Origin of the sequence: Aliivibrio sp. 1S128, from assembly GCF_001691065.1 — a bacterium.
In the GTDB taxonomy this organism is placed as follows: Bacteria; Pseudomonadota; Gammaproteobacteria; order Enterobacterales; family Vibrionaceae; genus Aliivibrio.
Window position 1 is genome coordinate 186,775 of the sequence record NZ_MAJV01000058.1, and the last position, 21,406, is coordinate 208,180.

21 protein-coding genes are annotated in these 21,406 nt (G+C 38.9%); 12 read left to right on the top strand and 9 right to left on the bottom strand.

The window, feature by feature from the left end:
- Window positions 1-49: 49 nt before the first annotated feature.
- Entirely contained in the window at window positions 50-496 is a 447-nt protein-coding gene (locus tag A6E03_RS08615; protein WP_065591211.1) for a GNAT family N-acetyltransferase, read from the bottom strand.
- Between the two features lie 186 nt (window positions 497-682).
- On the opposite strand from A6E03_RS08615, the gene A6E03_RS08620 reads away from it, so the two are divergent.
- On the top strand, window positions 683-2,365 hold the full coding sequence (locus A6E03_RS08620; RefSeq protein WP_065591212.1) for a chitinase: 1,683 nt from the start codon (window positions 683-685) through the stop codon (window positions 2,363-2,365).
- A gap of 52 nt (window positions 2,366-2,417) precedes the next feature.
- Here A6E03_RS08620 and A6E03_RS08625 read toward each other — a convergent pair whose 3' ends face one another.
- Together A6E03_RS08625 and A6E03_RS08630 are read right to left on the bottom strand one after the other, a co-directional pair.
- The gene (locus A6E03_RS08625) at window positions 2,418-2,852 is read right to left on the bottom strand and encodes a hypothetical protein (RefSeq protein WP_065591213.1); all 435 of its coding nucleotides are present in this window, start codon (window positions 2,850-2,852) and stop codon (window positions 2,418-2,420) included.
- Window positions 2,853-3,040: 188 nt separating this feature from the next.
- Complete coding sequence (locus A6E03_RS08630) at window positions 3,041-4,600, bottom strand: BCCT family transporter (RefSeq protein WP_065600639.1); 1,560 nt, start codon at window positions 4,598-4,600, stop codon at window positions 3,041-3,043.
- Window positions 4,601-4,905: 305 nt separating this feature from the next.
- Here A6E03_RS08630 and A6E03_RS08635 point away from each other — a divergent pair, with 305 nt between their 5' ends.
- The 3 genes from A6E03_RS08635 to A6E03_RS08645 are packed head-to-tail and all read left to right on the top strand — an operon-like array spanning window position 4,906 to window position 7,366.
- A complete protein-coding gene (locus A6E03_RS08635) occupies window positions 4,906-5,295 on the top strand; it encodes a PepSY domain-containing protein (RefSeq protein WP_065591215.1) in 390 nt (129 codons plus the stop codon).
- 32 nt (window positions 5,296-5,327) lie between these two features.
- Window positions 5,328-5,984: a response regulator transcription factor gene (locus A6E03_RS08640; RefSeq protein ID WP_065591216.1), complete on the top strand. Its 657-nt coding sequence runs from the start codon at window positions 5,328-5,330 to the stop codon at window positions 5,982-5,984.
- Between the two features lie 17 nt (window positions 5,985-6,001).
- Window positions 6,002-7,366, top strand: coding sequence for an ATP-binding protein (locus A6E03_RS08645; protein ID WP_065591217.1), 1,365 nt, complete (start codon window positions 6,002-6,004; stop codon window positions 7,364-7,366).
- A gap of 12 nt (window positions 7,367-7,378) precedes the next feature.
- Here the strand turns inward: A6E03_RS08645 and A6E03_RS08650 are convergent, their stop codons facing one another.
- Both A6E03_RS08650 and A6E03_RS08655 read right to left on the bottom strand, forming a co-directional pair.
- A complete protein-coding gene (locus tag A6E03_RS08650) occupies window positions 7,379-8,356 on the bottom strand; it encodes a VTT domain-containing protein (protein WP_255310613.1) in 978 nt (325 codons plus the stop codon).
- Between the two features lie 36 nt (window positions 8,357-8,392).
- Window positions 8,393-9,121, bottom strand: coding sequence for a glycosyltransferase (locus A6E03_RS08655; protein WP_065600641.1), 729 nt, complete (start codon window positions 9,119-9,121; stop codon window positions 8,393-8,395).
- A gap of 284 nt (window positions 9,122-9,405) precedes the next feature.
- On the opposite strand from A6E03_RS08655, the gene A6E03_RS08660 reads away from it, so the two are divergent.
- Entirely contained in the window at window positions 9,406-9,588 is a 183-nt protein-coding gene (locus tag A6E03_RS08660; protein WP_065591220.1) for a hypothetical protein, read from the top strand.
- Window positions 9,589-9,867: 279 nt separating this feature from the next.
- On the opposite strand, the gene A6E03_RS08665 is transcribed toward A6E03_RS08660, so the two are convergent.
- A complete protein-coding gene (locus A6E03_RS08665; RefSeq protein WP_065591221.1) occupies window positions 9,868-11,910 on the bottom strand; it encodes a HAMP domain-containing sensor histidine kinase in 2,043 nt (680 codons plus the stop codon).
- Window positions 11,907-13,325 (bottom strand): sigma-54 dependent transcriptional regulator, encoded by a 1,419-nt coding sequence (locus tag A6E03_RS08670; RefSeq protein ID WP_065591222.1) that lies wholly within the window; start codon window positions 13,323-13,325, stop codon window positions 11,907-11,909. Before A6E03_RS08670 ends, A6E03_RS08665 begins: the two co-directional genes overlap by 4 nt.
- 283 nt (window positions 13,326-13,608) lie before the next feature.
- Between A6E03_RS08670 and A6E03_RS08675 the strand changes: the two genes are divergently transcribed.
- The 6 genes from A6E03_RS08675 (at window position 13,609) to A6E03_RS08700 (ending at window position 18,605) form a co-directional block, all read left to right on the top strand.
- Window positions 13,609-14,430 (top strand): substrate-binding domain-containing protein, encoded by an 822-nt coding sequence (locus A6E03_RS08675; RefSeq protein ID WP_065591223.1) that lies wholly within the window; start codon window positions 13,609-13,611, stop codon window positions 14,428-14,430.
- Window positions 14,431-14,433: 3 nt separating this feature from the next.
- Entirely contained in the window at window positions 14,434-15,132 is a 699-nt protein-coding gene (locus A6E03_RS08680; RefSeq protein ID WP_065600642.1) for an ABC transporter permease, read from the top strand.
- A 10-nt stretch (window positions 15,133-15,142) separates the two neighbouring features.
- The gene (locus A6E03_RS08685) at window positions 15,143-15,850 is read left to right on the top strand and encodes an energy-coupling factor ABC transporter ATP-binding protein (RefSeq protein WP_065600643.1); all 708 of its coding nucleotides are present in this window, start codon (window positions 15,143-15,145) and stop codon (window positions 15,848-15,850) included.
- Window positions 15,828-16,412, top strand: a complete 585-nt coding sequence (gene mobA / locus A6E03_RS08690; RefSeq protein WP_065591226.1) for a molybdenum cofactor guanylyltransferase MobA — start codon at window positions 15,828-15,830, stop codon at window positions 16,410-16,412. Before A6E03_RS08685 ends, mobA begins: the two co-directional genes overlap by 23 nt.
- Window positions 16,409-18,190 carry a bifunctional molybdopterin-guanine dinucleotide biosynthesis adaptor protein MobB/molybdopterin molybdotransferase MoeA gene (locus tag A6E03_RS08695; protein ID WP_065600644.1) on the top strand — a complete coding sequence of 594 codons (1,782 nt, stop codon included), beginning with the start codon at window positions 16,409-16,411 and terminating at the stop codon, window positions 18,188-18,190. The genes mobA and A6E03_RS08695 overlap by 4 nt, the downstream gene beginning before the upstream one ends.
- A gap of 82 nt (window positions 18,191-18,272) precedes the next feature.
- Complete coding sequence (locus A6E03_RS08700; protein ID WP_065600645.1) at window positions 18,273-18,605, top strand: PBPRA1643 family SWIM/SEC-C metal-binding motif protein; 333 nt, start codon at window positions 18,273-18,275, stop codon at window positions 18,603-18,605.
- Between the two features lie 124 nt (window positions 18,606-18,729).
- Here A6E03_RS08700 and nagK read toward each other — a convergent pair whose 3' ends face one another.
- Window positions 18,730-19,641, bottom strand: a complete 912-nt coding sequence (gene nagK, locus A6E03_RS08705; RefSeq protein ID WP_065600646.1) for an N-acetylglucosamine kinase — start codon at window positions 19,639-19,641, stop codon at window positions 18,730-18,732.
- Between the two features lie 139 nt (window positions 19,642-19,780).
- Complete coding sequence (locus A6E03_RS08710; protein WP_065600647.1) at window positions 19,781-20,509, bottom strand: tRNA-uridine aminocarboxypropyltransferase; 729 nt, start codon at window positions 20,507-20,509, stop codon at window positions 19,781-19,783.
- 86 nt (window positions 20,510-20,595) lie between these two features.
- On the opposite strand from A6E03_RS08710, the gene A6E03_RS08715 reads away from it, so the two are divergent.
- On the top strand, window positions 20,596-21,399 hold the full coding sequence (locus A6E03_RS08715; RefSeq protein ID WP_065591231.1) for a sterol desaturase family protein: 804 nt from the start codon (window positions 20,596-20,598) through the stop codon (window positions 21,397-21,399).
- Window positions 21,400-21,406 lie beyond the last annotated feature (7 nt).

The window sequence follows — 21,406 nt, forward strand, 5'->3', positions numbered from 1 at the left end:
ACCTCGAATTCAAATCGTTTTGTCTTCTTACTACAAGTACAATAACAAGTTACTCTGCAATATCTAGCGCCAGAACGAGACGGTGCTCACCAATATCAAAATAGTCTTGTTCTTCTTCAACTAAGTAAAAGCCATATGATTGGTACAAAGCATACGCTCCTGTATTTTTAGGACAAACCGTTAATAATAATCGTTTATATCCTTTTGCATTCTTTATTGCTGTCTCTAGTAATTTCTTACCTAACCCTTTTCCCTGCGCTTGTTTAGAAACAGCTAAGGATAATACCCATGCATCACCTTGATGATTGCTTGATGGCACTTGAAGTACGTAACCAAATATTTGGTCTTCATTTTTGGCAACTAATAATCCATTAGCCCAACAATCAAATGCTTGTCGTATAAAGAAAGCTGGATAACCATGAGAACCGAAAGCTTCCGTTTCTACATTGTAAATACACTTTAGATCTGCTTTAGTCGCTTGAACAATACTTACCATTAATGCCTCTTATTTACCTGACAAAAAATCACACTGTGACTGTAATTTTTCTTATAATTTATACTCTTTGATGCGACTCGCATAGTTAAAACAGGTTCACACATCTAGATAACTAAACTGTATAAAAACTTCTATAGTTATTCCAACTTATTTTTATTTTGTAATTAACTACAAGGAGCGTTACCCATGTTTAAACTGGCCGTTCTGCCAACATTGCTTGCATGCAGTTTTGCAGCTAATAGTTTTACCATGAATCCCCAACCGGATCCTGAAAACCCGACAGGCTATATTGTTACTCAAGCTGAAATTGATGCTGCTGAAGCCGCAAAGACAGCAGATCCTATGTATGATGTTTGGGCAAAAGCTTTAGCAACTCAACCTAACTCTGTTGTTGACGCTATCGATACAGGCTTAGCAACAAACCCTGCCAACGTAAAACGTGTTGAACGTGTTTTTCCTGCATCTGAATGGTTCTTTTTAACTCAGATGGCAGCCCCTGAATATTCTTATACTCGTTTTTTACAGGCAATTGGTAAGTTCCCTGCTTTCTGTGGTGACTATACTGATGGCCGTGATTCTGATGCTATCTGTAAGAAATCAATCGTTACCGCATTTGCACACTTTTCTCAGGAAACTGGCGGCCATATCGCAATAGATAATACATGGGATAATCCACTGGGGCTTGAAGAATGGCAACAAGCATTAGTCCATGTTCGTGAAATGGGTTGGTCTGAAGGCCAAGAAGGCTACACAACAGGGTGTGGTCAAAATGATTGGCAAAATAAACGTTGGCCATGTGCTGCGGGCCAAGGTTACTTCGGGCGTGGTGCAAAACAACTGTCTTACCACTTTAACTACGGTGCTTTCTCTGAAGTAATGTACGATGGCGATGCAACCGTATTGCTTAATAACCCTGCACTTGTTGCCGATTCTTGGTTAAATCTTGCTTCTGCAATTTGGTTTTTCTTAACACCGCAAGCACCTAAACCTGCCATGCTTCATGTTATCGATCGCACTTGGACCCCTTCACAACGAGAAACGGATGCGGGGATCGGTTATGGATTTGGTACTACGATTAATGTCATTAATGGTGGAATCGAATGCGGTGAGCAAAACAAAGACAAGGGCCAACCTGTTAACCGTATTCGTTATTGGGAAGGATTATCTTCACATTACCAAATCCCTGTTGAAGCGGATGAAACAAATACTTGTTGGCAGCAAACACCTTATGGTAGCTTGAACTTAAATGGCGCTACTGATGTTTTATACACTAACTGGGATGGTAACTGGAAATACTATTCTGATCGTCCAGAAGGCGCTTCATTTGAGTGTGAGTTGGTCGGTTTCCAAACCGCGTATTCAGCGCTTGTCCCTGGCGACTATGAAAAATGTGTGACTAACTTCTATGAATCCCACGCTAACTGGCCTGTGACTCGTGTTGTTGAAACGCTACCTACCGATCCATCAGAGCCAACCGACCCGACTGATCCAACAAATTCTTGGGATATTGATAAAGTATACAATACTGGCGATCAAGTTGTTGTAAGTGGAGTAACTTACCAAGCTAAATGGTGGAACCAAGGTGATAACCCAGTAACAAGCACAACTGGTGTTTGGGAAGCGATCAGCGGAACACCAACAATACCACCTGTTGAACCGACACCGCCAACACCTGTAGAACCAACACCACCTGTAGAGCCAACACCGCCAACAGTACCTGTTGACCCTAATTCAACGTGGGATACAACCGCAACTTATAATACCGGTGACCAAGTGACCGTTAACGGCGTAACTTATCAAGCTCAGTGGTGGACTCAAGGTAATAACCCTGAGACCTCTGGCGAATGGGGAGTTTGGAAAAGAGTTTAAAAACACTTAAGAAAGAATCATAGGTCGCTATTAGTAGCGGCCTATTTCCCATTCACATTCTAGTCTGAGCTAATTTAAGATAGGAATGAAGTTCATCATTTTTGTATTCAATCGCAGAGTGAATGTTAACGCTAGAGTTTGCCACAATCGCAAAATCGTATTGGTTTTCACCTTTAAATATTGATACATACAATAAACCATCATCTAACTCCCACTGCCCGACCGTTTTTAATCTATCAAACAACGTAAATTCAATTAAGCTGCCACTCGCCTTGAAAATAACCTCGGTAATGTAACCCGCTGTACATGACTTAATCCAATGGGATGCACATACCTCTTCAACTGAAAAATCACGTTTCTCAGACAACCACTGATCATATTGCTCTAATTGCATTTCCGTTAGTGATTGACTTCCTCGCTCTGCTATTGGGCTTCCCAGTGTCTCTCTAAGAAATAATTGTTGTAAAATAGCGGCTTTATTTTTCATTCTTACCCCATCATATCATTAGCAACATCTTGCGCGGTGTGCTCTGGACGAATGTCTTATTGTATCAACACTAAAATCATAGTTCATTTATCGTTCTACTATTCGTTTTTCACTCAAATAGCAGATATTAAAAAAGGCTTACCACAGATCCTGCGATAAGCCTTTGATTCAGTACTGTTCTTTATCTGTTATGCAGTCGCTGTTTTTTGGCTAACCGATTCAGATTGGTTATTTTCTTGCTCAACTTTTTTCATTCGTAATACAGCAATAGGTGCTGAAATAAACGTAAAGCCAAGTAAGATTGAAACTGGAACCGCCGTGATCACAATGAAAGATTGTAGAGCGTTTAATCCACCATCCCCTGCAATCAATAGTACGCCAGCAACCACACCCATCATTATTGCCCAAAACAGACGTTGGTAACGTGATGGTGTATCTGTACCCTCAACTGCCATTGCAATTGAATACGCCATTGAATCACCCGTTGTAGCAACAAATGTCGTCGTCAGCACTAAGAATGCTGGAATCAGCAACCAACTTAATGGCAGTTGTTCTAATGACGCCAGTAATACCGCAGGTAAGCCCGCTTCTTGTAATGGTCCAGAAATACTGCCCGGAGTTTGTAACTCAAGGAAAATACCTGTACCACCCAATGCAGAGAACCAGAAGTTTGTTGCGATAGGAGCAATAATTGCGACTGTAATCACAAGTTCACGAATACTGCGACCTTTTGAAATACGCGCAATAAAGATAGCCATCATTGGAGCGAAACCAATAAACCAACCCCAGAAGAACCATGTCCACCACGAGTTCCATGCAGGATCTGCTGTGCTTAAGCTCATTTCCGGAAGGTGTTGAATATAGTTACCAAATGCAAGACCAAACTCAGTAAAGATAAAGCTTGTTGGACCTAGCACCAAAATTGCAATTAATAGAGTAACAGCGCCAATAACATTCATTCGGCTTAACCACTGTAAGCCCTTGTCCATCCCTGAGAAGGCTGAAACTGAATAAATTGCCACAATCATAGATAAAAGGCCGATTTGACTAATCAGCGAGCTTTCAAGGCCTGTTAGCACAGTTAAACTATAACTAAGTTGCGTAGCTAAGAAACCAATTGGGCCAATCGTACCTGCAGCAACCGCAATGATTGAACAAGCATCAATCAATGAGCCTAACCAATGGTTTTCAAGTTTGTTCCCTAAGATTGGGTATAGCAGCGCACGAGGTCGTAATTTAACACCGCAATTATAATGTGCGTACATTAGTACAATCGTACTTAATGTGCCCAATACTGCCCATGCAAGGAAACCCCAATGTAAAAAGCTTTGGCTTAATGCAGGTGTTACTGCTGCAAGAGTGCCTGTTTTAACATCAGAAAAAGTTGGAGAAGGTGTAATGAAGTGAAAGATTGGTTCAGCGGCTGACCAGAAAACGCCTCCGCCTGCAAGTAAGGTACACATGATCATTGCGACCCATTTGAACGTACCAAACGTTGGTTTTTCTTCACCACCCATTTTGATTTTGCCGTAACTGCTCATCGCAATGATAAGAGCTAAAACAAACGTGATGATCATTAACCACTGCCACCACAAACCAAACATTGTCGATGCCGACATAAACATGGTTTGAATCGTTGCAGTAAATGTTGAGAGATCAACAAGAGCAAAGAGAAGAAATAAAAGGATAAATCCTATAGTAAGTGTTGGAACTAGTTTATCGCTATTTTCATTGCTATTTTTAAACATGGGTATCCCACTTGATGCGTGAGGGATGGGACTCTAGCAGCTTGAAAAACGTAAAACCAGTGAAATATTTTTAAAAAAGGCAAAAAAACAGTCAAATAATTATGATTCTAATCACATTATTTAACAATTAAGCCGTAAAATCAGACACTTATAAAAATAGTCATTAAATAGCACAATAACTCAAATAAATTTACACTTTTATCAAAATAACTCATTATTTGTAGGTCATGTAAAATGAAAATTCATGTTCTATTCATCTTGGCTGTTTTATACTTCTCCTATAATTGACTTAATTAGGAAGCATTATGCTAAAAAAACCAGCTATATACCTTGCTGCCCTATTCACTTTTATTCCATTATCGCAAAGTGCTTTTGCTAATGATCACCCTGATGGGCATCAGCTCATTCAAGATGTTCAGCACAATGGCGCTAAAATAGATATAGATGAAGATCAAGATGAAGTTTATGACGCAGTTCAAGCCGGTTTAGTAAAGCCATTTTCTGATCTTTACGCTATGGTTGAAAAAGACTTTCATGGCCGAATTATCAAAGTAGAGCTCGATGAAGACGATAATGAGTGGACCTACGAATTAAAACTGGTTCATGAGAGCAATATAATCAAAGTTGAATATGATGCAGCAACCTTAGCAATCACAGAGATCAAAGGCCGCGATATTCGCGCAGCTCTTAAATAACAACAAAAAAGATAATTACTAAGAGAATATTAATGAAAATTTTAGTCGTAGAAGATGAGCCGCGTTTAGGTGAACAAATCATTGAAACCTTAGAAGGTGCTGATTGGGTTCCTGAATTATCCCAAGACGGTATCGATGCCTTATATCGAGCAACGACAGAGGAATGGGATGCAATTGTTCTTGATCTTGGTTTACCAAAATTAAATGGCTTAACGGTTTTAAAAAGCATCCGTGACGAAAACATTAATACGCCTGTTATTATTTTAAGTGCGCGTGACACACTATCTCAACGCGTCGAAGGCTTAAATGCCGGAGCCGATGATTATTTAACTAAACCATTTGAAATGGTCGAGTTAATTGCCCGTATTCGTGCTCAGTTACGTCGAGCATCAGGAAACGCATCTCCTATTCTCAAAATTGGTGACTTAAGTTTAGATACCAGAAGCTCAAAAGTGTTATGGCAAGAGCAAGCAGTTAGTCTTACCGCGCTAGAATATAAAGTTATAGCCTACTTTATGCACAATCCAGAAAAAGTAATTTCAAGAACTACCTTAGTTGAGCATATTTATAAACAAGACTTTGATCGTGACTCAAACACTGTCGAAGTATTTATTGGACGTATTCGTAAAAAAATTGCGCCTAATATTATCAAAACAGTCCGTGGGCTTGGTTACCAATTAAATCCTTAAAATACTAAAGGTTCGCAGTGAAAAAAGCACCAAGACACCTTAAAGATACATTTAAAAAACTAAGCCTAAAAAGCCGCTTGCTTCTTGCTGCGGCTTTTTGGCTATCTGCCATGATCTTAGCTGCTGGGGTTGGGATCCCAAAATTGGTAAGTGATTATCTAGTTCAAGATACAAAAGATCAGTTATCTCTCTCTATGGATGAAATCACCGCTAACATAGAAGTAGACAGTGAAGGGAAACTTATTATGCCTTCACGCTTATCTGATCCTCGCTTTAATCAACCTTATAGCGGTATTTACTGGACAATAAAAACCAAAGGAAATGAGCTCCGTTCGCGTTCATTATGGGATAAAAAGCTCACATTCGAAGAAGATAGCTTATCAATTAACACAAAAGTTAAAGGCGCTAATAACGAGGAACTTATTTATGTACAAAAAAATATTTACCTTCCTGAAATTAAACAGCCAATAACCATCACTATTGGTCTTGATGAAGACCCACTAGAAAAAACCTTACATCAACTTACGGGCCAACTCTGGGTCATTCTTGGCTTATTGTTCAGCGGGGTATTATTTCTTATCGGTATTCAAGTCAGTTGGTCACTTCGTCCTTTAGCTAAAATGCAATCTGAGTTAGTCATGTTGCGTAAAGGTGAGCAACAGGCATTAAGCCAACATTATCCTCAAGAAATCGCACCGCTGGTTTCTGATCTCAACGCGCTATTATTTCATTACCAAGAGTTACTAGAGCGTGCCCGTCATCATGCTGGCAATTTATCTCATTCCCTCAAAACGCCTTTATCGGTATTAAAGAACGAGTTGTCTTATTTAACAGAAGAAGAAAAAGCCCGCCTTTCAATTCCAATAGATCAATTGCAAGAACACATTGATTATCATCTTGGTCGCGCTCGAATGGCTGGAGCAATGAACATTCTTTCTGTTGCTACGTCCCCTTCGGAACGAATCGATGCAATATCAATGGCATTCGATAAAGTCTATGCAGAGCGTGAGATTTTATTAATTAATGAGCTTGATACCGATTCAAAAATAACGGTCGATAAAACCGATCTCGATGAAATGTTAGGTAACTTACTTGAAAATAGCTACAAATGGGCACATTCGATGATCCGTGTTCATGCCTCTATACCGGTTAACAACCAAATAAGTATTATTATTGAAGATGATGGCTGCGGAATTCCAATAGAAAAATTCGAGCATGTTTTAAAGCGGGGTTTTCGTTTAGATGAATCGACACCAGGAACAGGGCTTGGCTTACACATAGTTAATGAAATGGCACACAGTTATCGAGGTTCATTAGCATTAGATAAAAGCCCAATGGGTGGTTTAAAAGCAACACTGACCTTCCCTCTAGTACAAAATTAGTTTTTCTACTTCTCATAAAGAACTAGGGCAAATGAATAGCCCTAGTTCTTTGCCATTAATAAAATTGAAATGCCATGTCTGTATTCGCCCATTCCAAAACAAATCCGAGACTGGTGGTGTTTTATTCTTTAATAACGCAAGGTAATCTAAAAATTCAATATCATCTCGAGAAAATGTTTTGTTTTCTATCCAACATAATTGAGTCATTACACTTTTAGGATGATAACCAATCAGTGCGATATTAATGGCTTGAGCATCAAAAATAGATGACACACCAGGAAATACTTTAAATGATGCTTGCTGCTCATCGAAATACAAAGGGGCCGCAATTGGGTTTTCGGTAACATCATCAGCGACCCAAAAGAAGTGGCTGTAATTAAGATAAATAACAGCGCTAAGGATCATCATCACTAATTTTTGACGACTATTTTTCCATTGGCATTTGTATGCAATGGCTAAAATAATAATAACTGTGAATAAGGTAATAATAAATTGCTTATGCTCTATTACAAAAATCTTAACGTTATTAAACCAAGGAAAAGCCTCTAAACCATATGATAACAAATATCCCCAAAGTACAAATTGGCCAACACCTAAAAGTAATCCAACCGTTGCAAATAAAGAGAAACGACGCCATTCGATGTGATTAACCCCTGCGATAAAAGGGACAATCCAAGCAACAGGTCCTAATAGGCGCGAAAAAACAAGGACGAAGTTCCCTTTTCTTTTTAATAACAATCGACAACGAGCAATGGGACGACGAATTTTAGGCTGCCATTGAATTAGTTTCTTCTGTGCTTTTCGTCCATAATGATACCCTATCAAGTAACTTAATTGGTCTCCAATTAAACCACCACATAATACCGCAATGACTCCATACCAAAGGCCCTGATGAAGTTGATAGCCAGCTGCAATTAAAAATGGCTCTCCCGGTACAAATAAATTAGGTCCAATAAGCGCATCTAATAATGCGCCTATAAATAATGTCATCGAAGCGTACATAGCCAATTCTCGTTATTCTAATTATTATTGTTCAGAATAATGCCCAAACTTGTATTCCATTTCGTTATTTCGCATCTCACCAAAGAAAAATCGACGTATATTCGCTTTTAAATACGTAGCGCCCATTTTAAATAATCCATCTTGATCTAAACGACGTGGATCAAATTCAAATGTTATTGGTAGAAAACGGAAACGCCACGTTTGGCTAGCTCGTTTTACATAATCACAATCTTCACAAAGCGTAATATGTTCATCAAATCCTTGCAGTTCTTCATGAGCACGCTTCGTTGAAAAAATACAAGCACCGACAGCTGTAGGGAAAGTATATTGAGTAAGGAACAATCCAATATTAAACATACCATAGCCAAGTCTATGAGCCATTGGCAACCCTTTAGACCCCATATACACACCAGCGACTTCTAGTTTTTTAGCACTCAATTGAGTCATTGCCGTAGCTAGAAAATCAGGTTTCAAACACACATCTGCATCCAAAAAAAGTAAACGTTCATGTTTAGCAAGAGAAGCGCCAGTGTTTCGTCCTAGGCTCACTCCGCGTTTTTCCATTTTATGAACCGTTAATTCAGGAATAGAAGCTTGATATGCTTGTGCAACCTCACACGTTGCATCCTCACTATTTGAGTCGATAACAATAACTTCAAAATCTTGATGTGTTTGTTTACTTAGCCCTTCTAATAAACGGCCGATTCTTTTTTCTTCATTTAATGTGATAACGACAATGCTTAATGGTTTCATATTCTTTACCCTAGTCGATGTAAACCTAACTGGTTTAACTTAGGAGTAAGAATACCTAACCATACCTTAATGATTCATGAGGAAATTATTCATTTTGCGTTCATGCACAGGTCATTTATCTTTATAAAAATAAGCTACCTGGTACTTTATCCCTCGTTAAATTACACAAACGAAACCGAATCTATTTTATAAATCTAATATTACATTTTTATCTGTAGCACATAATAAAAGTAAGACTTATGGTTAGAAAGACATTCAGTCATTTGTAACTAAGGAGAAAGTAAATGAAAGTGCTCATTCAATACATTCAAACTGGTGTTTATAAGGATCATCCTTGGGAAGCTTCAAGCGTACGCTTAAAAGGTCAGCTTCATGCAGTAACGCCTTCTTACGCAGCTCAGCTTATCGAACAAAACAAAGCTCAATTACATACAGATCAAACTGATAACATCATAATTATTGAGTAAGTTGTTCAAGTAAAGGTAGATACTGTTTTTAGGAAAGTGTAAATAAAAGAAAACATAAAGAGAGAGGAAGGAAAGCCACACGTCTCAGAATGTGGCTTAATTTAGTACTGTTCGGGGTCATAACCGGACGTGCTAACTATCTAATAACACTGACTAAATTTCAACATTTTTTGATAACATTGTGGCGAAAAAAGAAACAAAAATGAGGCTATTCCACATTTTTGTGAGGGGGGTAACACTTCCGCCCCCCTCTTTTTTTAAATTCATACACTTCAATATCTAACCAACCAAATTATCATATTGATGATGTTCTGATTTTGTCGGTAAATAGATAATAAAAGTAGAGCCAACGCCAAGTTCAGATCGCGCTTTTATTTCTCCACCAGTTTGACTTAATAAACTTTGAGACACTGACAAACCAAGTCCTGTTCCATCCCGCTTAGTGGTATAGAATGGATCAAATATTCGGTTTAATTGTTCTAAATTCATTCCTGTACCAAAATCTTCGATTTCAATTATCGCCCCAAGTTCAATCCCCTCTTCTGACCACGTTCGGCTGCGAATGATCAGTTTTCCTTTACTGTTCATTGCATGAATTCCATTCATTTGTAAATTAACGAGGACTTGCAATAAATGATGTCGATTCACTTCAACTCTAGGGGCTTGCTGGAAATCAAATTCCACTTCAATATCACGCTTATTAGACCCAGTACGAACAAGAGTGACACTCTCTTCGATAATTGGATTGATATATTGCCATGTTACTTCATCTTGAATACCACCTTGGCGGCTGTACTGCAGCAAACTACGAGTGATATTACGGATACGGTCGATCTGCTCCATGATAGCTTCTAACTCTTCTGAAATAACATCCGCTCCCTCACCTAACTCATATTTAATTAATTCAGCATTTCCTAAAATCACAGCGGTAGGATTATTAATTTCATGAGCAATGCCTGCGGTCAATTCACCCAGAGAGGCTAATTTTTCACTCATAATGAGCTTATCTTGCGCTTGTTTTAATAACTTAATATATTGCTCAAGCTCAATGGTTTTTTCGTGCAAGCTGGCAGTACGAGATTCTACTTTTGATTCAAGTTCTTTAGATGCATGCTGGATCTCCATATTTCGTTGTTGCAATTGATCCAACATATTGTCGAATTGCTGTGCAAGGCTAGCCAGTTCGTGTCCATTATCTAACCCTAAATCACCAATACGAACTTCTTTACCCATTTGAACTGATTTTACTACATAATGTATTTTTTCAATCGGTTGAAAGAGATCTCTTGCCCCACGGTGGACAAAGATGGTTGATAACAACAACGTAATTAGAATAGTCACGCCCGCTTCTACCAAATTTTGTAAATATTGTTTTAATAAAGGCCACTCTAAATAACCGGTATACAGCATACCAATAATGTTATCGTTCATGTCTTTAATTGGTTGATAAGCTGAGATATACCAATCGTTATAAACATAAGCTCGGTTTACCCAACGTTCTCCGTTTTCAATCACTCTTTTTTTAACTTCAAGCGACACTTTGGTTCCTATCGCCCGACCTTGGTTTAGCGATTTATTCGCAAAATCATTATGTAATGGCACATTGGTACTAATACGTAAGTCATCTAAAAATAGAGTAACCGTTCCATAGCTATCAGAATCAAGATCGCCTTCTGGATAAATGAGATCTCGGATACGGTCGACCAAAAATGTACTGTTATTAAGAATGATCCCGCTATCAACGATCCAAACTAAATTCCCGTGATCATCAAAAATAGGAATTAACGTTCTAATAATTAAGCTTCGACTTTCTATGCTGCCATCTTCTTTATTTACAATACTAACCTGAGTACTTAATTGAGGGTTAATATTGCTCAATTCGTCTTTATTCATTACTTGAAAAAACGTACGAGATATACCTAATGATAAGGCTTTTATTGATGAGTCCGGTAAATGATTAATATAACTAATGGGATGCACGACAATAAAATCAGAATTGTACTTATCTGCTTGTTGTACCGACCATCGTTGAAGGTTTTTATCGTTGTTTTTTAATCGTGTTTGAAATTGATAAGACTCAACAAAACCACGAAGTTCAGCACTTTGCTCTTGCTGTAAAAAATTAATGCTGTTATCTGCAACAGACAATTTACTTCCTACGTCATTAAGCGCATTTTGCCACGTATAATGAACAGACCAAAACGCAGTAATAATCACTAGAGCAAGTAAGGTTAAGAATAAAGGGACAGAGTTCAACCACAGCAAGCGGTATCTCACCATGGTTTTAATTCTACGTTTCCATAAAAGAGGAGATAACATCATGCGATCTCTTCACTCCACTCTTTAAACTTTCTTTCTAATGTTTTTCGGGCGACACCAAGTTGTCTTGCTGCTGCTGATTTATTGCCATCATGTAAATCAACAACGGCAATAATGTGTTTTTTTTCTACTTCTTTTAGTGTCCATTGCTCAGGGTAAACATCCATTTCAGGCATACAGCTACACTCTGTTTCTTTTTGCTCTATTGCAGCATCAAATACAGAATCTTGATGCAGAGGTGTATTACCTTGTAACCCTGACCAATGTTCAACTGGTGGTTTTCCTAATAAAATACAACGCTCGATCATATTTTTAAGTTCACGAATATTACCAGGCCAATCGTAATGTGCCATCGCCACGATATCTTCATGCGCCCAATGAATTGGTTTCAATCCCATTTCTTTCGCGATCATGTGTGAAAAATGCTCAGTCAAACAGGCCAAATCGGCTTTACGTTCACGCAAGGTTGGCAATGAGACAGTAAGGACATTTAAGCGATAGAAGAGATCTTTTCTAAAATTCCCTTTTTCTACTTCTTCAAGCAAATTTCGGTTGGTCGCCGCTACAATACGAACATCAACTGGTATCTCTTTTTCAGAACCCACCGGTCGAATCGCTTTTTGTTCAAGAGCACGAAGCAATGATGATTGCATTCCAATTGGCATTTCACCAATTTCATCAAGGAATAATGTCCCACCATTAGCGACTCTAAATAACCCTTCTCTGCTTTTTTTCGCGCCAGTAAATGCGCCAGATGTGTGACCGAATAATTCACTTTCTAAAAGATCTGGGGCAATAGCACCGCAATTCAAAGGCACAAACGGTCCTTTACGATGACTTAACTGATGTAAACCACGAGCAACAAGCTCTTTGCCTGTCCCTGACTCCCCTTCAATTAACACGGCAGCATTAGAGGGCGCTAATTGAGCCACCATTTGTTTTAACTGTAAGGTTTTATCTGCATTACCAATAATTTCAATTGGATTACTCTTTTCTATTTCTCTTTGTAACGCAAAATTAGTCCTTTCAACCAGTCGGCGATCCATACAACGTCTGATCGCTTGTAGCATATTTTCAAGATTAAATGGCTTTAAAATGAAATCAGCCGCACCTAAACGCAGCGCTTGAATCGCGGTATCTAACTCGGCATAGCCCGTCATAAATATAACGTCATAATTACGAGAATCACTGGCAATACTTTCTTGCCACTCTAATCCTGTTTGGCCTGGTAAGTTAATATCTAAGATTATAAGATCGAGATGATGAGATTGACGGATAACTTCTGCATCTTCAATCGTGCCAACAGTGTGGACTTGACCAAATTGTTTGCTTAATGCTTTCTTTAGGATAGTTTGCATACCTATTTCATCATCAACAACAAGAACTGAAAATGCGTGCCAATCTGATTTCGCGACCATAGTATTTCCTAATTAGAGAGAACAAGTGGATATTTGTGGGTCAAAATGTCCTAATTATTCTAACCTGTATTCAACAAAATGTATCCTTTCTAATGAGACATTTTGTCCTAGTCACATTTTTTGTAAGGTTTTTATGTCAAAATGCCGCTCAATGGCTTATTTATCATTACCTTATAGATAAAAATATCAGCAGAATTCTTGGCATAAGGATTGCTTTATAGCCAATAAGTCTATTCACTCATTGCACTTGCAGTGATATTTAACTTCATTACATGGATATAACATGAATAATAAAATCAGTACGTTTTCAGCAATGGCTGTTGTGGCTCTGGGTTCTTTTTCGGCAACGAATGTATATGCGGACGACGCAAGCGTTGTGCGTTTAGCGACAACAACAAGCACCTACCACTCGGGTCTACTCGATTATATTTTACCTGTGTTTAAAAAAGATTCGGGTTATGAAGTTCAAGTACTTGCTGCTGGTACAGGCAAAGCATTAAAAATGGGTGAAAATGGCGACGTTGATTTAGTGATGACTCACGCCCCTAAAGCAGAAGCAGATTTTGTGGAAAAAGGCTACGGTATTGAACCAAAAGCACTAATGTACAATGATTTCGTGCTTGTTGGTCCTAAAGCTGATCCCGCTCATATCTATGGTATGAAAGACGTAACGGCTGCCTTCAAAAAAATGGCAAAAGCTGATGCAACCTTCGTTTCTCGTGGTGATGATTCAGGCACAAATAAGAAAGAATTGATCCTATGGTCTCAAGCGAATATTGAACCAAACTTTGGTGGTTACAAAGCCGTTGGCCAAGGCATGGGACCAACACTGAACATGACGTCTGAACTGCAAGCTTATACATTGACAGACCGCGGCACTTGGTTAGCTTACCAAAATAAATTGGATTTAGACATTATGGTTGAAGGCGATAAACGTCTGTTTAATCCGTACCAAGTGATCCTAATTAATCCTGAGCGTTACAACAACCTAAACACGAAAGGTGCACGTGCATTTAGTGATTGGTTAGTCAGCGACAAAGGTCAAGCATTGATTAATAGTTTCCAACTGAGTGGTAAACAGCTGTTCACAGCGGACGCTAAATAATCCATGACTATATTAGCCACTTCTCATGAAGCAATTCAACTATTGTTCAGCGGTGATACTGCATTATGGAGCATTGTTGGTGTTTCTTTTTCGGTTTCGCTTTTCGCAATGGCGGTTGTTATGCTGCCAGCGTTATTACTGGCGTTTGCTCTTGCGTATGGATCGTTCCCTGGGCGGTGGCTACTGCTCTCTCTTATCAATACATTACAATCGGTTCCAACTGTCGTGATCGGGCTCTTATTATATATGATGCTTTCACGTGCAGGGCCTTTAGGCGATTGGCAACTTCTGTTCACTCAAGAAGCAATGATTGTTGGTCAAATGCTGATTTGCTTCCCTATTATGGTCGCGATGATGCATGGTGCATTTCAACACAGTGATAGAAGAGTATGGGAAACAGCGTTTACTTTAGGCGCTTCCCTTCCCCGTGCTTTTGGCAGTTTAATTTGGGAAACTCGCTTTCCTATTCTTGCTGCTATCATCGCAGGATTTTCACGTATAATCACCGAAGTTGGCTGCTCTATGATGGTAGGCGGCAACATATTTAATGCAACACGTAACATTCCAACCGCCATTGCAATGGAAAGCCAAAAAGGTGCCTTTGCTCAAGGCGTCGCCCTTGGCATGGTATTGCTTATTTTGGCATTAGTTTTAAACTTCTTCCTTTCATTCACTCGTGGTAAAGGGTACTTACGTACTTAGTAGGCATAGCATGACAATAAGAATTACTGCCGATAATTTATCGATGCGATTCAATGACCGTGTGCTTTTTCACATTCCTCATTTATCGCTTGGGCCAAAAGATTCCGTTTATTTACGTGGTACTAATGGAGTCGGTAAAACAACATTACTTAAAATTTTATCCGGTTTGCAAACAGCAACAACAGGTAAACTTAACCTTAACCAACCTCATTGGTCTGCTCGTTTATTTGGGCGTTCAGGCAATAACCAAATCGTTTATCTTCACCAAAATCCATTTTTATTTGATGGTACAGTGTATGACAATGTTATTTATGGCATGAAATACACCACCATGAATAAGCTTAAAAAACGCAATATGGTGATCAATGCATTACGCATGGTTGGGTTAGAAACCTTAGCGGATGAACATATTTCTGTTCTTTCTGGTGGTGAGAAACAACGCGTTGCGATGGCTCGAGCTTGGATATTGACCCCTTCCATTCTATTAATGGATGAACCGAGTGCCAGTGTCGATCAAGAATCGATTCAATTATTAGTGATTATGGCAAAAGATCTTCTCGAACGAGGCTCTAGCATTGTCGTGACCAGCCACCAAACCAACGCCTTAACTGAAATTTGTCACCGTCAATGGACTATTTCTGACGCAAAGCTGATAGAATCAACCCCATTGAAAGTGATTGTTAGCAAGGATAAGTATGCTCCAGCCAAAGCAAACTAGTTGGGTAATTTTAGCGGGTGGACAAGCCCGTCGTATGGGTGGTCAAGATAAAGGTTTTGTTGTATTTCAAAACAAACCACTTATCGAACACGCCATAGGAATTTTAACACCTCAAACTGATCAAATCGCCATTAATGCTAATCGTAGCATTGAGCAATATTCAGATTATGCCACTACGTTCTCTGACCTATTTATTGATTATCCTGGTCCATTGGCTGGCATGCATTCTGGCTTAGTTAATATGGATTCAGATTGGGTTGGTTTCATTCCTTGTGATTCGCCTAACCTACCAAGCAATCTTATCTCTTTATTATGTGATGCAGTAAAAGAAGACACAGATATCGTTGTCGCACACGACGGCGAATACATGCAACCGGTTGTCACGCTAATGCACAAACGTATTATTCCTAAAATTGATGCCTTCTTAGCGCGCGGTGACAGAAAAATCATCCTATTATACAAAGAGTGTAATACCGTTTTTGCTGATTTCTCTGCTTACTCAAATGCTTTTATCAATTTGAATAGCCCACAAGAACTTGAACAATTTGGATCTTTATTATGAGTTTAACGACTGCGTCTATCCCTTTATTGGGTTTTGCTGCTTATAGCGGCACAGGTAAAACGACATTATTGGAAAAGTTATTACCAAAACTGAATGAAATGGGACTAAAAGTCGCAGTCATCAAACACGCTCACCATAACTTTGATATCGACCAAGAAGGCAAAGACAGCTACCGCTTACGTAAAGCGGGTGCGAGCCAAATGCTAATCAGCTCTCGTTTTCGTAATGCCTTAATTACTGAAACCCCTGATGAAGAAACAACCTGTCAGCAATTAATCAATAAATTAGATCAAACTGAACTTGATTTGATTCTTATTGAAGGCTTTAAGCAACTGCCATACACCAAGATTGAATTGCACCGTGATGACGTGGGTAAGCCGTGGATCTTCCCAGAAGATGATAACATCATTGCGATTGCAGCAGACTCAAAAGCAGCATCTGAATTGCCTCAAATGGACATCAACGATACTGATACCATTACACAATTCATTGTGGAATACGTAAAACAGCATCAACATAAACAACAAAGTGACCTATCGGCTAACTGTGATGAATTATCACCTGCTTTTTTATCTGTTAGTCAAGGCAGAGCTAAGATTTTAGAAGCAATAAAACCGCTAAATTCACAAAGTAATGTTTCTTTAATCGACTCCATTAATGCATTAGCGGCCCAAGATATTTTATCGCCAATCAATGTTCCTCAGCATAATAATTCGGCAATGGATGGTTATGTTATTTGTGGTGATGATGTAGAGCGTGAAAGTTACACTGTGGTTGCCGAAATTATGGCTGGTCACAGTTATGATCTCTCTCTTCAACACGGCCAAGCCGCCAAGATCATGACGGGGGCACCAGTCCCTGAAAATGGCAATACTGTGATCATGCGAGAACAAGCGATTCAAGAAGGCGATCAAGTCCGCTTTGATGCAGGAAAATCTAGCATTCGTAAAGGCCAAAACGTTCGTCTTGCGGGTGAAGATCTCGCTATCGATCAAATCTGTGTTGCTAAAGGTTCACGCATTACAGCGCCTGAAGTCGGTATGCTTGCTTCTTTAGGTATTGCTTCTATTCCTGTTATTTCAAAAACAAAAGTCGCTATTTTTTCTACTGGTGATGAAGTTCAAGCACCGGGTGAAGCACAAAAAGCCAATTCAATTTATGATTCTAACCGCTTCACGTTGACGGCGTTATTACAGAAGATCGGTTGTGAAGTGATTGATTTTGGCATCATTGAAGACAGTGAAAATGCTTTAGAATCAACGCTTTCTCAAGCCTCGCAACAAGCGGATATGATTTTATCTTCTGGTGGAGTCTCGGTTGGTGATGCCGATTACATCAAAACAATTTTAGATAAGCTAGGCAACATTAACTTCTGGCGTATAAATATGCGTCCGGGTCGCCCTCTTGCGTTTGGTCATATTGGTGATACCCCTTTCTTTGGTTTACCGGGTAACCCTGTAGCAGTAATGGTGGCGTTCTTACAGTTTGTTGAGCCTGCATTACGTAAACTTCAAGGTGAAGATGACTGGAAACCGGAGACTTTTACGGCAATTGCTAAAGAGTTTATTCGTTCTCGCACTGGCCGAACTGAATACAGCCGTGGCATTTACTCGATTAACCAAAATGGTCAAATGGAAGTGGTAACCACAGGGAAGCAAGGCTCAGGTATTTTACGTTCCATGAGCGAAGCAAACTGCTTAATTGAAGTGCAGCCTGAAGTAGAGTCGGTAGATATTGGTCAGAAGGTAACAATTATTCCGCTGCTTAATCGCATATAGCGTCGTATTCTAGTTTATTGCTAGCCACTTTGATGGTATAAAGTGGCTAAAATACTGTGTTCAAAAATTATAAGGCTCCAAGATGTCTAAAATGTTCTTCAAAGGTCGTATCGAAACTCGTCAAAACCACGTTAAATCTGGTTTTAACACTAAGCGTGACGTTAAGTTAGGTACTGAAGAAGCACCACTAACTTTAGTTGTTCAAACAGAAGAACGTAAAGTTGAAATTGAAGCGCAGATTACTGAGCACAACTTATTCGCAAACATCGAAATTAATGCTGAAAAAGAAGAAAATATTCTTGAGCTTGATGGTGTATTAAACAAGCCTAAAACAACTCGCTTTGAAAAAACACCTAACCGCAATGAAGCATGTCCTTGTGGTAGTGGTAAAAAATACAAAAAATGTTGTGCTTAATCGTTAGTTAACAATGTAACTAATTGTACTGAAAAAAAAGAGCCTCTGCTTATCTGTTGTTAATAACAAATAGCATGAGGCTCTTTTTATATCTGCATTTTCTATTCTAAATATCGAGTCGAAATTAGTCTTTAATATTTAAGAACGCCGCACCACGAACACCGCCAGAATCACCATGCTTCGCTTTAATAATACGAGGGACACGAGCAACCGACAGTAAGTGTTTTGGTAGACGCTTTGGTAGTTCTTCATAAATCAATTCAAAGTTTGATAAACCACCACCTAGTGCAACCACATGTGGGTCAAAACAAGTAAATAGATTAGCAAAACAAATAGCTAATAGCTCCATGAAGCGTTCAACATGCTCTACAGCATTCGCTTCCCCAGCTTCATTTGCTTTAATGATATCAATTGCTTTTTTCTCTTCACCGTAATAATGAGTATAAAGTAGCTCAAAACCACGACCAGAAAGGTAGCTATCTAAACAGCCTTTATTACCACAACCACAGCCTAATAGAGGTGCGTTCTCACCTAAATGGAACCATGCATCAATTGGTAAACGCGAATGACCTAACTCACCAGCTACATGGCTATAACCAGAGAATGCTTTACCATCAAAAATTAAACCGCCACCAAAGCCAGTACCTAGAATTAGGCCCATCACTGATGGAGAATCTTTTAACTCTTCATCCCAGGCTTCTGATAATGCAAAACAGTTCGCGTCGTTATCAATTTTTACTGAACGACCAATTTTTGCTTCTAAGTCTTTACGTAAAAATTGACCTTTAGCAGCAGGAACATTACTTGTTAATAAAGCACCTGTCTCGGCATCTTCCATTCCTGGAATACCCAAACCGACTTTACCTTCAACACCAAACTCAGCATCGTATTTCGCAATTAAACCCGCGATGTCATCAACCAATAAGGCGTAATCTTCTGTTTGCGTTGGAATGCGTTCAGTAGCAACACGCTCAAGCTTTTCATTAAACGCACCAAATTCAATCTTTGTGCCACCCACATCAAAACCGTAGTACATAAGGTATCCTTGTCCTAATCTATTTAAATTTTTATGGTGTTATTTTACCTAATTTTTATAAATACAGACTGTGACCTAAACGATATTCATTGGTTTTTAGTGTGAGATTAACCTCAAAGTGATACTAGATTTCGTTGCTTTATTTCAGATCTGTACGAAATTCAATCAAGCGTTTTAAGCCCATTCCTCTTTCTTCACCTTTTACTGGACGTTTACTGTAAAGGTAATGCTCTCGAAATAAATTAAACCAACACTCAAGATGCTGAGCATTCTCTTTTTCACCGAATAAATCCAACACTAAACTGGCGACTTCCGCAGTTGCTAATTGATGGTCTTTTGTTGCTTTACGCATGATGTAATTAGAAAGATGTTCACGATTAAATGACAATACAGGTAAGTGATGTAAATATGGACTTTTACGATACATACGTCCCGCTTCACGCCAACTGCCATCAAGAAGAATAAACAACGGTGTTTTACCCTCTCCAACCACTATATCATTAGTGACTAGGTCTTTATTCTCAATCAGCTCTTCAGGGAAAATAACAAACGGTTGGTATGATTCATCTTGCAGTAGCGCTAGCATCTCTGAATTTGGTTCAGTACGAGACCATAGGTAGGCATGAGTATCAGGAACTATATCGGCAATTAATTTTCCTGTATTACTTGGTTTTAACACTTCAGTATCAAACATAATCAATAAAAAAGCCGCTGTTGATGTGGTGTTAGGTTGATATTCACAAATACAATAATCTTTACGTACCTGGCAAAATTCACAACGGTCCACATTGCCACCACGCGCATTAAAGGGTTTTGTGGAGCGAGCTAATCTTTCTTTGTATAATTGATGAACAGAATGAATACGCATTTACAATAACCAAGTTTTTTATATGGAAAAAAAAACGCATTTTACTTACAGTGTCGGTAATAACAAGTTCTACAAGAGAATTCCTTATGGAAAATAACTGGATTGAACAAAGTGATACGATCCGCCTTGGCTTTTTTATCATTGCATTCACTATTTTTGCCTTAGCCGAATACAAATGGCCACGAAAATCCTTAACTCAACAAAAATCCACACGGTGGTTCAGTAATATTGGATTGGTCTTTTTTAACAGCTTAATTCTTCGTCTTACACTGCCCTTACTGGCGGTTGATGCCGCGTTGATCGCAGAGCAAGAACAATGGGGATTATTTAACTACTTACCGCCCCCTCCTTTCCTAACAGGACTCTTATCCATTTTGTTATTGGATTGGCTGATCTACTGGCAACATCGTGCATTTCATCGTGTTCCTTTGTTATGGCGCTTACATCGAATGCACCATTCCGATCAGGATATTGATGTCACTACAGGCACACGCTTTCATCCTATTGAAATCATTTTCTCTATGTTAATTAAAATTGCAGCCATTGGATTGTTAGGTATTCCTGTTGAAGCGGTCATTTTATTTGAAATTATTTTAAACGTAAGCGCGATGTTTAATCACAGTAATCTCTTTATTCCAAAGTGGTTAGATCGCTATGTGCGAGTATTGGTGGTTACACCTGATTTTCATCGAGTTCATCATTCCGTTCATATTTCTGAAATGCATAATAATTATGGGTTCTTTTTATCGATTTGGGATCACTTCGGTAAAACATATTTAGTAAAGCCACGAGATGGCCATGAAGAAATGAAAATTGGATTGGGTCGATTTAGAAGTGAGAAAGAGCAACGATTAGATAAAATGCTTACTCAACCATTTAGAAAGAAATAGACTTTAT